Origin of the sequence: Sporolactobacillus sp. STSJ-5 (genome assembly GCF_024385605.1) — a bacterium.
Classification (GTDB): domain Bacteria; phylum Bacillota; class Bacilli; order Bacillales; family Sporolactobacillaceae; genus Sporolactobacillus.
This window is the reverse complement of record NZ_JANFOJ010000012.1, coordinates 84,032-97,485: the sequence shown is the minus strand read 5'-3', so window position 1 is coordinate 97,485 and position 13,454 is coordinate 84,032. Positions and strand designations below refer to the sequence as shown.

The 13,454-nt window shown below is 44.1% G+C and carries 9 protein-coding genes and 1 pseudogene; 8 read left to right on the top strand and 2 right to left on the bottom strand.

The window, feature by feature from the left end:
- Positions 1-159 precede the first annotated feature (159 nt).
- A complete protein-coding gene (locus tag NOM01_RS12105) occupies positions 160-1,269 on the bottom strand; it encodes a PTS sugar transporter subunit IIC (protein ID WP_255748735.1) in 1,110 nt (369 codons plus the stop codon).
- Between the two features lie 289 nt (positions 1,270-1,558).
- Here NOM01_RS12105 and NOM01_RS12100 point away from each other — a divergent pair, with 289 nt between their 5' ends.
- From NOM01_RS12100 to nrdG, 6 genes and pseudogenes are all read left to right on the top strand, one after another.
- On the top strand, positions 1,559-3,202 hold the full coding sequence (locus NOM01_RS12100) for a malolactic enzyme (RefSeq protein WP_255748734.1): 1,644 nt from the start codon (positions 1,559-1,561) through the stop codon (positions 3,200-3,202).
- Positions 3,199-4,615 (top strand): annotated as a pseudogene (locus tag NOM01_RS12095) (anion permease). The gene NOM01_RS12100 and the pseudogene NOM01_RS12095 overlap by 4 nt, the downstream one beginning before the upstream one ends.
- A 688-nt stretch (positions 4,616-5,303) precedes the next feature.
- A complete protein-coding gene (locus NOM01_RS12090; protein ID WP_255748733.1) occupies positions 5,304-7,232 on the top strand; it encodes a PTS fructose transporter subunit IIABC in 1,929 nt (642 codons plus the stop codon).
- 131 nt (positions 7,233-7,363) lie between these two features.
- A complete protein-coding gene (locus NOM01_RS12085) occupies positions 7,364-7,486 on the top strand; it encodes a hypothetical protein (RefSeq protein ID WP_255748732.1) in 123 nt (40 codons plus the stop codon).
- 210 nt (positions 7,487-7,696) lie between these two features.
- Entirely contained in the window at positions 7,697-9,904 is a 2,208-nt protein-coding gene (gene nrdD, locus NOM01_RS12080) for an anaerobic ribonucleoside-triphosphate reductase (RefSeq protein ID WP_255748731.1), read from the top strand.
- Positions 9,905-9,920: 16 nt separating this feature from the next.
- Complete coding sequence (gene nrdG / locus NOM01_RS12075) at positions 9,921-10,508, top strand: anaerobic ribonucleoside-triphosphate reductase activating protein (protein ID WP_255748730.1); 588 nt, start codon at positions 9,921-9,923, stop codon at positions 10,506-10,508.
- 63 nt (positions 10,509-10,571) lie between these two features.
- Here the strand turns inward: nrdG and NOM01_RS12070 are convergent, their stop codons facing one another.
- Positions 10,572-11,030: a hypothetical protein gene (locus tag NOM01_RS12070; protein WP_255748729.1), complete on the bottom strand. Its 459-nt coding sequence runs from the start codon at positions 11,028-11,030 to the stop codon at positions 10,572-10,574.
- 335 nt (positions 11,031-11,365) lie between these two features.
- On the opposite strand from NOM01_RS12070, the gene NOM01_RS12065 reads away from it, so the two are divergent.
- On the top strand, positions 11,366-12,247 hold the full coding sequence (locus NOM01_RS12065) for a LysR family transcriptional regulator (RefSeq protein WP_255748728.1): 882 nt from the start codon (positions 11,366-11,368) through the stop codon (positions 12,245-12,247).
- 180 nt (positions 12,248-12,427) lie between these two features.
- A complete protein-coding gene (locus tag NOM01_RS12060; RefSeq protein WP_255748727.1) occupies positions 12,428-13,393 on the top strand; it encodes an ABC transporter substrate-binding protein in 966 nt (321 codons plus the stop codon).
- Positions 13,394-13,454 lie beyond the last annotated feature (61 nt).

Here is a 13,454-nt window from a genome sequence, read left to right as displayed (position 1 = left end):
GCGGGATCTCGCTGGCACCTGATCCCGCAGGAGTCTCGCACCTCCACTTTGATTCTCGGCCAAGACACTGGTTTATTCGTTTAAATACGGGGCAGAATCATATACTTTCTTTACTTGTAAAAACCCTCACGCGCTGCATGAGGGTTTTGTATACCTGTATTAAGCCTTTTCCAGAACGAGCTTCGGCTGCGGTTCCGGTTTTTCTTTTTTAAATTCAGCCATTTCTGTCCCGTAATCTTCAGATTCATATAGATGGAGCAGCTTTCGACAGACCCATTCAAAGAAAAATCCGCCTGCGAAAGGTACCGCAATGAATACGAGACCGATGATTAGCAGATTAACAATCGTCGCTCCGCCGGGCATAAAATGGATAGCATTGATTGGACCAACCATACCTGAAAATCCGAATCCGGCACTGATCGGTGTACCCTTGATTTGAAAAACAGCACCAAGTGCGCCCAAAAGAGCACCGTTAAGTATGATCGGCACCAAAATTTTCGGCTGCCTGACCATTGCTGCGATCATGATCTTAGGTGTTCCGAGAACAATAGAGAGCGAAAGACCGATTTTATTGACACGCAGTCCGCCGACAAACATACCGACAGCCGCAGCAACGCAGCCCAGATTGCCTGCACCCGAGGCAATACCGCTCATACCGATTGCCGATGCGATGGCCACCGTTGATACAGGAGAGATCATAATTACCGAGAATGCTGCCGCAATCAAGACGCCCATCAGGACCGGCTGCAGCGCTGTGAAACTGTTGATCATCCCGCCAAGTCCGGTTGTTACCGTGTGTACGAGAGGATAAACAATCAGTCCCATACCGCCTCCGACGATACAGATAATCGGCGGCATAACAAGCGGTTCAAATGACTTCAGACGACCTCCAATAAGCAAGACGAGCCCGCATGTTAAACTGATCGTCACCAATATATTGACTAAGTCACCCATGCCTCCGATCACAATGCCGTTTGGTGTGAATTGCAAGGCACCTGATCCGGCCCAAGCCGCCGCGGCTACACAGACCATCGGAATCGGCTTCAATTTGAATTGATGGGCTACCGCCGCACCGATCAGTAATGGAACGGCCAGCATGAAAATGGTGACCAATTGATAGATGCTTCCAAAAACCGGGAACCTTCCCATCAGCGCTTTGCTTAATTCACCAAGCAGTGCGGATGGAATCAATGCCGCGACAATTCCAATGGCGTGACCGACAAGGACATGGTTTACGAATGCTTTCACCGTCATCTTTTCTGTTTTCAAACGCCAACACCCTCTCCGTTTTTTCTATCTCTGTTTTCTCTCCAAAATTGTGAGTGATGTTATTCTAACACGTTTGTTTTCTCAATGCAACGCGTTTATTTGCTAAAGTGATTTGTCCCTATTATTCCTGATGTTGTTCTATAGAAATCATATAATGGACACACTACAAGTTGCATCCAAACAGCTTTCTCATATTAAATAAATTTATAACAGCAGCAAGGTTTGACTATAAACAGCTATACTTTCTATGATTGATCTGTGAAATTAAAACAAACCAGGAGGCCTTTTTATGAGCCCAATGACTCTTTTGAATGATCCCTTTTTGAACAAAGGAACAGCCTTTACAAATGAGGAACGCAAAAAATACGGTTTGGAAGGATTGCTTCCTCCTAAAGTTCAGAGTTTAGAGGAGCAAACCAAACAGACCTATGCCCACTATCTGACGAAATCATCTCATTTAGAAAAAAGACTCTTTCTCATGCAGATATTTAATGAAAATCGTGTCTTGTTCTTTAAATTATTCAGCCAGCATGTTGTCGAGTTCATGCCCATTGTTTATGACCCGACCATTGCCGACACCATAGAGAACTACAGTGAACTGTTTGTACAAACGCAAAACGCAGCATTTTTATCTATTGATGATCCTGATTCTATGGAAGCAGCATTAAAAAATGCCGCGAATCATCGGAATATCCGCCTCATTGTTGTCACCGATGCAGAGGGAATTCTCGGTATTGGCGACTGGGGCACCAACGGCGTGGATATTGCGGTAGGTAAATTAATGGTCTATACGGCGGCCGCCGGAATTGATCCGAGTCAGGTACTGCCCGTTGTTTTAGATGCCGGCACCAATAATAAGAAATTATTAGACGATCCACTGTATCTTGGAAATCGTCACGAGCGGATAAAAGGTGAGCGTTATTACGCATTTGTCGATCAATTCGTTGACACTGCAGAACGATTATTTCCAAAGCTGTACCTGCACTTCGAAGACTTCGGCCGCGACCACGCAGCCAGCATTTTAAACAAATATAAGGATAAGATCACGACATTTAATGACGATATTCAAGGAACAGGCATTATTGTTCTCGCAGGTATTTTAGGAGCATTAAACATTTCAAAACAGAAAATGACCGACCAAGTATACATGTCCTTTGGCGCAGGTACAGCTGGTGCGGGTATTACAAAACGCATTTATGACGAATTTCTGCAGCAGGGATTGTCTGAGGAAGAAGCGAAAAAGCACTTCTATCTTGTCGATAAGCAAGGCTTGCTTTTCGATGATGATCCGACGCTCACACCGGAACAAAAACCGTTTGCTCGTAAACGCACTGAATTTAATCATCCTGAAATGCTGACCAATTTAAAGGCTGCCGTTCAAGCTGTACACCCAAGTATTCTGGTCGGTACGTCCACACAGCCCGGAACTTTTACCGAACAAATTGTGAACGAAATGGCGGCACACACGGAACGTCCGATCATTTTCCCGCTTTCCAATCCTACGAAACTCGCCGAAGCCAGGGCTGAGGACCTAATTAAGTGGACGGACGGAAAGGCACTTGTTGCGACCGGTATTCCTGCACCGGATGTTACCTATAATGGCGTTACGTACCAAATCGGACAGGCAAACAATGCGCTGGTCTATCCGGGACTGGGCCTTGGCGTGATTGCCTCTACAGCCAAGGTATTGAATGATGAAATGATTTCCAAAGCCGCTCATTCGCTCGGTGGCATCGTTAATCCGGAACAGCCGGGTGCAGCCGTGCTCCCACCCGTTTCTAAGCTGGATGCCTTTTCACAAACGGTCGCCTTGGCTGTGGCACAGAGCGCCGTGGATCAGAATCTTAATACAGAACCGATTTCTGATGCGGCCCGGGCAATTGAGGATGAAAAATGGGCACCTGAATACCGAGAACTAGGCGACCTATTATGAGCCTGGAAAAAATTAATTACAAGAAATTTCTTATCCCTGTGATCGTGGGAATCATTATCTGGCTGTTGTCGCCAGTTAAGCCGGCAGGCATTTCTCTTACTGCCTGGCACATGTTTGCGATCTTTGTCGCAACCATTATCGGCTGTATTACCCAACCGCTCCCCATTGGAGCAGTCGCTGTTATCGGGTTTACGATGACGGTCATTACCGGCGAGGTACCGATGGACACGGCCATTGCCGGATTTGGAAACAACAGCATCTGGCTCATTGCAATGGCTTTCTTCATCTCGCGCGGATTTATCAAAACCGGCCTCGGCACACGTATTGCGCTGAACTTTGTGAGGCTTTTCGGCAAGAAAACGCTGGGACTTGCTTATTCATTGATTGGCGTTGATTTGGTTTTGTCACCTGCCACGCCGAGCAATACAGCTCGAGCAGGCGGAATTATGTATCCGATTATTAACTCTTTGTCGCGTTCATTCGGATCCAGCCCCGAATCCCATACCGAACGGAAAATGGGTTCCTTTTTGATCTTTTCGGAATTCCACGGCAATACCATTACATCGGCCATGTTTCTAACAGCCATGGCAGGCAACCCCTGGCGCAATCCCTGGCCAAAAGTGCCCATGTCTCGATTACCTGGATGAACTGGTTTACTGCCGCATTTATTCCCGGCATTCTGTCTCTGATCATTGTCCCTTATATCATCTATAAATTGTATCCGCCCGAAATCAAGAAACACCTAACGCCAAGGAATGGGCAGAAAATCAATTGGGCGAATTAGGCAAAATGGCACGTTCCGAAAAATTCATGTGCGGTATCTTCCTAATCTCACTGATTTTATGGGTCCTTGGCGGCACTCTGAACATTGATGCTACATTAACCGCCTTTATCGCACTGACATTACTATTAATTACCGGTGTTCTGTCCTGGAGTGACATACTGCAAGAGAAAGGCGCATGGAATACGCTCGTATGATTCTCCATATTAGTGATGATGGCCGGTCAGCTAAATACACTCGGCTTTATTCCGTGGTTGAGCCATTTTATTTCAGGCGGTTTGAACGGAATGAATTGGGCAATCGTGTTAATCGTGCTCATCCTTGCCTATTTCTACAGCCATTATCTATTCGCAAGTGCAACCGCACACGTCAGCGCTATGTACAGTGCTTTGTTAGGTGTTGCTTTGGCATCGGGTGTCCCGGCATTACTCGCTGCACTGATGCTCGGATTCTTCGGGAACCTGTTTGCATCAACGACACACTACAGTGACGGGCCTGCTCCGATCCTATTCTCATCCGGTTACGTCCCGCAAAAAACCTGGTGGAAATTGAACGCAATCTTGGCCATTGTTTATTTCATTATATGGCTCGGATTAGGGTCGCTTTGGATGAAACTCATCGGTCTTTATTAATCGAATTTTTGCTTAAAACCTCTGAATCGTTTTTGATTCAGAGGTTTTAATTTTCTTTGAACAGCCTCCATTCAGAAGCATTGCTTCCCTTGTGCATTCGCAGGAATCGGGATTTGCGATGGTTTCCGCCCCAAATAAACCCATTCCCGTGGATCAAACTTTTTCCAGCGTTAGATTTCTATTGACAAAAAGAAATAAGATAATTATATTGAAAATAGTTCAAATAAATATATAAAATTTAAAATTAATTTCATTTTTGAGCCGTAGAGAGGTGGACTCTCGATCATTCACTCTTTACACACGAAACATCGCAAGCCTCGGGAAAAACTAATTAATGATTGGAGGATGGATGGAATGGCTGAGGCGTTAGTCGAACGTTCGAAACCTTTGGGCATGAAGTACTCAATTAATTATACGGACTATAAATTTTGAAATACGAGCAAATGTAAGCGCTTCGCACGGATGTTCTGTCAAAGAAAATCCTGAAAAAGATCCACTAGATAGGCTGTTCATTTTAGAATGAATTGTAATCGTTTTCAAATTTTGCCGAAATAATAAAAATTGGAAGTCTCACATTCTTTTGAATGAACGTTGATTGACACAAACAGAATCGATACAGCAATTAAATAATTGCTATGAACGGTCGGGTCTGATGATTTCATACAAGAATACGAAAGGTGAGTATAAAATGAAGATAACTGATCTGATGATTCAACGTGCAATGGTGATGGATATGCAGGCAACAACAAAAGAAGAAGCCATTGACGAACTCGTTGCCAGTATGGAAAAGAACGGGAGGATTAATGATACGAAGTTCTTCAAAGAAATGATTCTGAAGAGAGAAGCTGAATCAAGTACAGGGATCGGTTCCGGTATTGCCATGCCGCATGCGAAAACCAAAGCGGTTAACGAAGCAACCGTTGTGTTCGGACGCAGCAAGAAGGGCATTGATTACAAAGCGCTCGATGGCAAGCCTTCTTATCTCTTTTTTATGATTGCTGCTCCCTCTGGCGCAGCCGATGTGCATTTGCAAACACTGGCAGCGCTTTCTCGATTACTGATCGATGAGGAATTTGTTGCCAAAGTGAAAAAAGCTGAAACACCTGCAGAAATTGCTCAATTATTTGACGACAAGCAGGCTGAAAAAGAAGAAAATGAAAAAAAAGAATCGTCACGGACAACTGCTAGAGTAACAGACAATGAGAAGTTTGTCGTTGCAGTCACCGCATGCCCGACAGGGATCGCTCATACCTATATGGCAGAAGATGCACTGAAGAAAAAAGCTGAGGAGATGGGCGTTTCAATCCGAGTCGAAACAAATGGTGCTGACGGTGCGAAGCATGTGCTCACCCATGATGAAATCACGCGCGCGGCCGGAGTCATTGTAGCGGCAGACAAAACAGTGGAAATGGCCCGCTTTGACAACAAGAAAGTACTGCAGACGCCGGTCAGCGACGGTATCCGTAAACCGGAAGAATTGATTTCAAAAGTAGTGAACGGTCAGGCACCGGTGTACCATGCAGAAAGCGGTGCGAGCTTTACTGATACAGATAGTGCAAACAGCGTTTGGAACAGAATATATAAAGACCTGATGAACGGTATTTCTCATATGCTTCCCTTTGTTGTCGGTGGTGGTATTTTACTCGCCATCTCCTTCATGTTTGAACATTTAGGCAAGGACAATACAGTGTATCAAATGCTGAGTGCAGTTGCCGGCGGACAAACCGGTGCCTTTCACTTTCTGATTGCGATTTTGGCCGGCTATATCGCCGTCAGCGTCGGCGACCGTCCCGCTCTAATGCCCGGTGTTGTCGGAGGATTTATGGCGTACTCATCGAACGCCGGATTTCTTGGCGGTCTTGCTGCCGGATTCTCGGCCGGATGGGTCATTATCTTCCTGAAAAAAATATTTACCGGTCTTCCCAAAACGCTAAACGGTTTGAAAGCAATTCTAATTTTTCCAGTGTTCGGTTTACTTATTACAGGCGGTCTCATGTATTACATTCTCGATCCAATCTTTACATGGATCAATACGGGCATGATCGGCGCGCTGAGTCATCTTGGCACAGGAAATGCCATATTGCTTGGTCTTGTCCTTGGTGGAATGCAAGCTGTTGATATGGGCGGTCCTATAAACAAGGCAGCTTATACTTTTGCCATCGGCGTATTCGCCAGTGGCGCGTCAAACGGTGGATTGATGATGGCCGCAGTAATGGCCGGCGGCATGGTTTCCCCGCTTGCAATCGCTCTAGCGACAACCTTCTTCAAAGCGAAATTTAATGAAGAAGAGCGTAAAGCAGGTATCACGAACTATGTTCTCGGGTTATCTTTTATTACGGAAGGCGCTATTCCGTTTGCGGCGTCCGATCCTCTGCGGATTATTGCATCAAGCATTGTCGGTTCGGCGACCGCGGGTGCTCTGACGCAATTATGGAAAGTCAACATTCCGGCACCCCATGGTGGTATCTTCGTGGTTGCCTTGAGCAATCAGCCATTTTTGTTTATTGCCGCCATTCTGATCGGTGCCATAATCTCCGGCCTGATGATCGGCTTCTGGAAAAATCCTTTGGAGAAGCGGACAAAGCAAGCATCCCAATCAGCAAACTCCTTGTACTAAAGATTCCCGGTCATAGCTTGCAGGGAAATTTAACCTCGCTTAATCGGATAAATCGGTACGAGACAAAACAACGGTTTTCCGAAAAGCGAGCACAAATAACCATTATTATGCAACAGAAGATTAACCGGTCAATGACCGGTTTTTCTATTGCGTTCGAAATGGGCGAACGGATAGGCAATGAACATCCGCTACAGAGTTATCATCAGGCAGTGTCCAAAAAGTATTTGAAATTCGTTGATCGGCTCATCATCTAAATAAAGAACCAAATTCGAACACCAACGACAGTAAACGAAAAGTATCTCTATTTTTCACAGGGTTGTCACATATTAAAAATTCCCCATTGCCATACAATATATAGTGCTTTTTATGAGTTTTTCAGACTTTTATTTTCTATATATTGATTGAAAGATGTCCAATATTCTCCTATTATAGATTGAGTAATTGTTCAAAAGGGGGTATTCATAGTGCTAGATACAAAACAAAAAACACTAACCAAACAGCTGACGATCAACGTTCTGAAACGTGATGGTCGTATTATAGATTTCAACACCGAGAAGATCACAACCGCGCTGCTAAAAGCAGCGAAGCATGTACTCGGTGAATTAGACCCGCTGACTTACCAATTAATCAATGAAATTACTAATGATGTTATCGCTGAAATCGAATCGCGTTTTCACAATGACGTTAAGATTTACGAGATTCAAAATATCGTTGAGCAGACACTTCTGACCCATCACCAGTATGACATCGCTCAAGAATACATTAATTATCGGACCCAACGCGATTTCTCGCGCAACCAGGCAACCGATATCAACTTCACGATTCGCAAATTACTACATAAAGATAAAACCATTGTGAACGAAAATGCGAACAAGGACAGCCATGTATTTAATACGCAAAGAGATTTGACCGCAGGAACCGTTGCCAAGGCAATCGGACTGAAAATGCTTCCGCCACAGGTAGCCAATGCTCAACTAAAAGGCGAAATTCATTGGCATGACTTAGACTACCAGCCATACAGCCCGATGACCAACTGCTGTCTGATCGACTTTAATGAAATGCTCAATCATGGCTTTAAAATTGGCAACGCTGATGTCGAGCCGCCGCACTCCATACAAACAGCCACAGCTCAAATGGCGCAAATTATAGCCAACGTTGCTTCCAGTCAATACGGCGGATGTTCAGCCGACCGCGTGGACGAGCTTCTCGCTCCATTTGCGAAAAAGAACTATGACAAGCATTTAGTCGATGCCAAAGAATGGGTCGATGGCGACGAACGTCAGCAAGCATTTGCTCGCAAAAAAACTAAAAAAGACATCTATGACGCAATGCAGGCATTAGAGTATGAAATTAATACTTTGTACTCCTCTCAGGGGCAGACTCCATTTACGACTTTAGGCTTCGGCCTTGGAACGAATTGGATCGAACGAGCCATTCAAAAAGCAATTCTGCATATACGTATTGATGGATTAGGGAAGGAGCACCGCACGGCAATTTTTCCTAAGCTGGTATTCAGCTTGAAACGTGGGCTCAACCTTAATCCAAGTGATCCGAATTATGATATTAAGCAACTGGCTGTAGAATGCGCAACCAAGCGGATGTATCCTGACGTGCTGATGTATGACAAGCTCATTGAACTGACGGGGAGCTTTAAAGCGCCGATGGGCTGTCGATCTTTCCTGCAAGGCTGGCGTGATGAGAACGGCCAAGAGGTGAACTCCGGGCGAATGAATCTCGGTGTCGTTACCGTTAATCTGCCCCGCATTGCCATGGAATCAAAGGGAGACAAGGAAAGCTTCTGGAAAATTCTCGAAGAACGGCTTCAAATCTGCAAAGAAGCGCTGGTCTTTAAAGTGGAACGCGCAAAGCAGGCAACACCGGAAAACGCACCGATTCTTTACCAATACGGAGCTTTCGGTAAACGATTAAAACGAACGGACTCTGTCGATGAACTCTTTAAGAATTCTCGTGCGACCGTGTCACTTGGCTACATCGGCCTTTATGAAGTCGGTACTGTTTTTTACGGCAGCGCATGGGAAACCAATCAAGAAGCGAAGGATTTCGCAATCAACGTCGTGAAAAAGCTTTGGGAACATTGCCGGGATTGGGAAAATGAATACGGCTATCATTTCAGCGTATACAGCACGCCAAGTGAAAGTCTGACGGACAAATTCTGCCGCAAAGACACCGAGAAATTTGGTAAAGTAAAGGATATTACCGACAAAGAGTACTATACCAACAGTTTTCACTATGATGTTCGAAAAGCGCCGACACCATTTGAAAAATTGGATTTTGAAAAAGATTTCCCGCCATATTGTGCCGGCGGATTCATTCACTACTGCGAGTATCCAAATCTGAAACAAAACCCAAAAGCTTTGGAAGCTGTCTGGGACTATGCCTATGATCGTGTCGGTTATTTAGGGACCAATACGCCGATTGACCAATGCTTCAAATGCGGATTCAAAGGTGAATTCAAGCCGACGGATCGCGGCTTTGAATGCCCGGAATGCGGCAACAACGACCCACAAACATGCGACGTAGTGAAACGCACCTGCGGCTATTTAGGAAATCCGCAGCAGCGTCCGATGATTCACGGCCGCCACGTTGAAATCGCATCACGCGTAAAACATATAACGCTTGGTAATGACAGCAACACGATTGCTCGACAATAAAAAGGGGGAGCACCTGATGGTCAAAAACATAGAAAGAACAGGGCCACGAAATCCGAACCCAAAGACATGGCTGGCAGAAAAATTAAGTCAGAACTATATTGCCAGCTATAAACCATTTAATTTTGTCGATGGCGAAGGCGTGCGCTGCAGTCTCTATGTCAGCGGGTGTCCTTTTGACTGCCCCGGATGCTACAATAAAGCGGCTCAGAACTTTCGCTATGGACAGCCGTACACCAAGGATTTAGAAGATCAAATTATTGAAGATATAAGTCAGCCTTATGTTCAGGGACTGACCCTGCTCGGTGGAGAACCTTTCTTAAACACGGAGGTTTGCCTGTCCCTCGTAGATCGACTCCGCAGCGAATACAAGCATACTAAAGATGTTTGGTCATGGACAGGCTATACTTGGGAGGAGTTGCAGCAAGACTCTGAAGACAAGCGCGAACTTCTGTCAAAAATTAATATTTTGGTAGACGGCCGCTTCGAGCTCACTCAGAAAGACTTGACCTTGCAGTTCCGCGGCAGCGCCAACCAGCGCATCATTGATGTTCAAAAATCATTGAAAAATGGACAAGTCGTCCTTTGGGATCGGCTTGTTAAATAAATCATTTTCTTCCATTCAGCTCGTACCTTGGATCAGGTGCGGGCTGTTTTTTTAACATTTTTCCTATTCCTCAATAGGAACCATGAAATCACATTCAGATTCCCCATACTTCGCAAACATCTTTTCCTTGTAGTCTTCAAATGACAGATGAAAATTTTCAGGGGGATTGCCGCCCAGAATGGAAAATACTCCATCTTTAAAAGAGACTAAGTAGCTTTTTCCCTGATCAACAGTATCATCCTCGAATAAAGCCTTATGCTCTTCTAAATGCTCTTCTGTAACCTTATTCAACAACATACTTTTACGGCTTCCGTCTTTATTGACCAAAATAAAGATACCATTCCCATCATACTTTTCTTCCTTGTATTCAACACTTTGCGCAGTTTCGCTTACAATTAATTTGGTGTGATTATAACCACAGCGCAAGCAATAGATATAATACTCATCCGTTTTGTAATAATCATCTTTAATTGCGGAACGTCCGCAGCAGGGGCATTTTATTGCATAAATCATCGAGGCCACTATAAACTCTCTCCTTTGTTTATTCAATTAGAAATGAAATGGACTGCGAAAAAATGGGCATCTAAGAAAAAGAGGTTAAAAAAAGGATGGCCGCATAGAAGGTAAATTAAAGCGGTAAAATCGAGTTGGAAACAGCAACAAGGTTCTTTCATCCGAAAGTATTCATTATTCTCACAATTTATAATAGACCATATGTTCGTATTTGTCTACTTTTTTTTAGGTCACTTCATAGAGCTGATGCTCAGATCTAACAAAGCAGCGGCGACAAACCAATTCACGAGATGGTAAACTATAGAAAACGGGACAAGCTGAGAGCAAGCGAGGCGGCAATACTGATGAATATACGAGATCTCAATTATTTTATACAGCTCTTTCGAGAAAAGAATTTCACAAAAGTCGCACAGTATTTCAATGTCAGTCAGCCTACCATCACGGCAGCTGTTCAACGGCTCGAAAAAGAGCTGGATGTGCAGCTGGTCATTCGTGATCAATCGCATAAAGAGCTGATTTTTACAGAAAGCGGCAGACAATTCGAAAAGCATGTCACCCAAATTTTGCAGGAACTTGATGCTGCCAAGTTGGAACTTACAGCAATCAAGCAAGAACGCGTTCGCTTTGGACTTCCCCCTATAATTGGCAGTTCACTTTTCCCCGCTCTTTCAGCCAAACTTTTAGAAAAGAATTGGCTTTCTCATTTGGATACACGCGAAGACGGGTCGAAATCGCTTTTAAACCAATTGAAAAACGGCAAGCTGGATTTAGCCCTTTTAAGCTCTACCAAGCCCATTAAGGACTCAAAGTTTACCGTCCATTTGCTCGCAAGAAAAAAATTTAAAGTCATTGTCAGTCCCAATCATCCCTTAGCACACGCAGGTTCAGTTGCATTTCAAGATCTTAAGAACGAGTCTTTCATTCAGCTCAATGAACGCTTTGTGCATTCCATTGCCTTCCGTCAGTTCAGTGAGCAGGCGCAAATTAAGCCGGCCATCATCTATCAAACAAATGACGTACCAATCATTAAAGGCATGGTTTCCAGCGGAGTCGGTATCAGCCTGCTTAGCGAAACCGCGCTTCTGCCGCAAGATCCTGTTGCCGTACTCACCCTAAAGGATCAGCCGCAGCCTGAATTTTTAATTCAGCTTGTTTATCGCTCGAACCATCTTCTGACTTCCTTGCAGCAGAACATAATGCATTTGCTTACTCAAGGAGATTTTTAAACGGCTGTATTTCCTCTTTATAAGACGATAAATTTGAATCAGCCGATTACCTTGGAATGACAGCGCTGAACTAATATTTGCTCAACCACTACCAAAATTTTTTTGATATTGACGATATTGTCACGTTTTGGTAACATTTAATGAAAATGATAATCATTTTCATTAAAAGGAGCCAATAAAATGAATCTTTTTTCACATAAAAGAAGATTATTTACTGTAATGGGCAGCTTGGCGCTGATTCTAGCCTTGCTGTCTGCCTGTGCCGGACAGCAAGATACCAACAATGCCAACAGCCAATCTTCTAAGCAAAGAACAATTACAGATGCAACGGGCAAAAAAACTATTCCCGCACATCCCAAAAGGGTAGCTGCCACCAGCCAACAACTCATGGAATATTTGATTCCTCTCGGCATTCCTGTCAAAGCAGCACCTAAGGCCACCATTACCGAAAAATTCTACCCCTACTTTCCAAAAGACAAGCAGAAAGGAATTCATGTGGTTGGTGATTCCGCACCTCTGAACTTCGAAGGCTTTTTAGCCCAAAAGCCGGATTTGATTTTCGTCAGAGAAGATACTCAATCCTATGACAAAATGTCTCAAATTGCACCATCAATTATGATTAAAGAAACACAGAACTGGCGCACCGATTTCAAGGCATATGCAAAGATCATGAATAAAGAGCAAGCGGCAAAGGACTATTTAGCCAAATATCAAAAAAAGGTTGATGCGTATAAAGCTCAACTGAAAAAGTCTGTCGGAAATAAAAAAGTGGTTTTCATTAGGCTTCTGGACAAGCAGGTCCGTATCTATAATAATTTACCGACAAGTGTCGGAGGTGTGCTCTACCATGACCTCGGTCTGACTCCTGTTGCAGGTATTGAATCTAAGGATCTCTTTGCTGCGATATCCTTAGAAAAACTGCTTGAAATGAATCCTGACTACATCTTTGTGCAAACCGGTAAACAGGATGAGAAACCGGCAGTATCAGAAAAACGTCTGAAACAAATTACAAGCGGAGCGATTTGGCAATCACTTAATGCATTTAAAAATCATCATGTTTTTGTTGTCGACTCCAGCTTCTTTAACAATACACCAATGTCACAGCTTAATACGGCCAAAATTGTCACTGAGAAGTTAAGCAAATAAAACCGGACGCACTTATCTGGTTCCTGATCAATGTTTCGACCCTATATGATCTTTAGAAAGA

Excerpts from the sequence above, each read along its gene's own strand:
- NOM01_RS12100 (WP_255748734.1), top strand. The coding sequence starts at position 1,559 with ATGAGCCCAATGACTCTTTTGAATGATCCCTTTTTGAACAAAGGAACA.
- NOM01_RS12085 (WP_255748732.1), top strand. The coding sequence starts at position 7,364 with ATGACCGGTTTTTCTATTGCGTTCGAAATGGGCGAACGGATAGGCAAT.
- nrdG (WP_255748730.1), top strand. The coding sequence starts at position 9,921 with ATGGTCAAAAACATAGAAAGAACAGGGCCACGAAATCCGAACCCAAAG.
- NOM01_RS12060 (WP_255748727.1), top strand. The coding sequence starts at position 12,428 with ATGAATCTTTTTTCACATAAAAGAAGATTATTTACTGTAATGGGCAGC.
- NOM01_RS12065 (WP_255748728.1), top strand. The coding sequence starts at position 11,366 with ATGAATATACGAGATCTCAATTATTTTATACAGCTCTTTCGAGAAAAG.
- NOM01_RS12090 (WP_255748733.1), top strand. The coding sequence starts at position 5,304 with ATGAAGATAACTGATCTGATGATTCAACGTGCAATGGTGATGGATATG.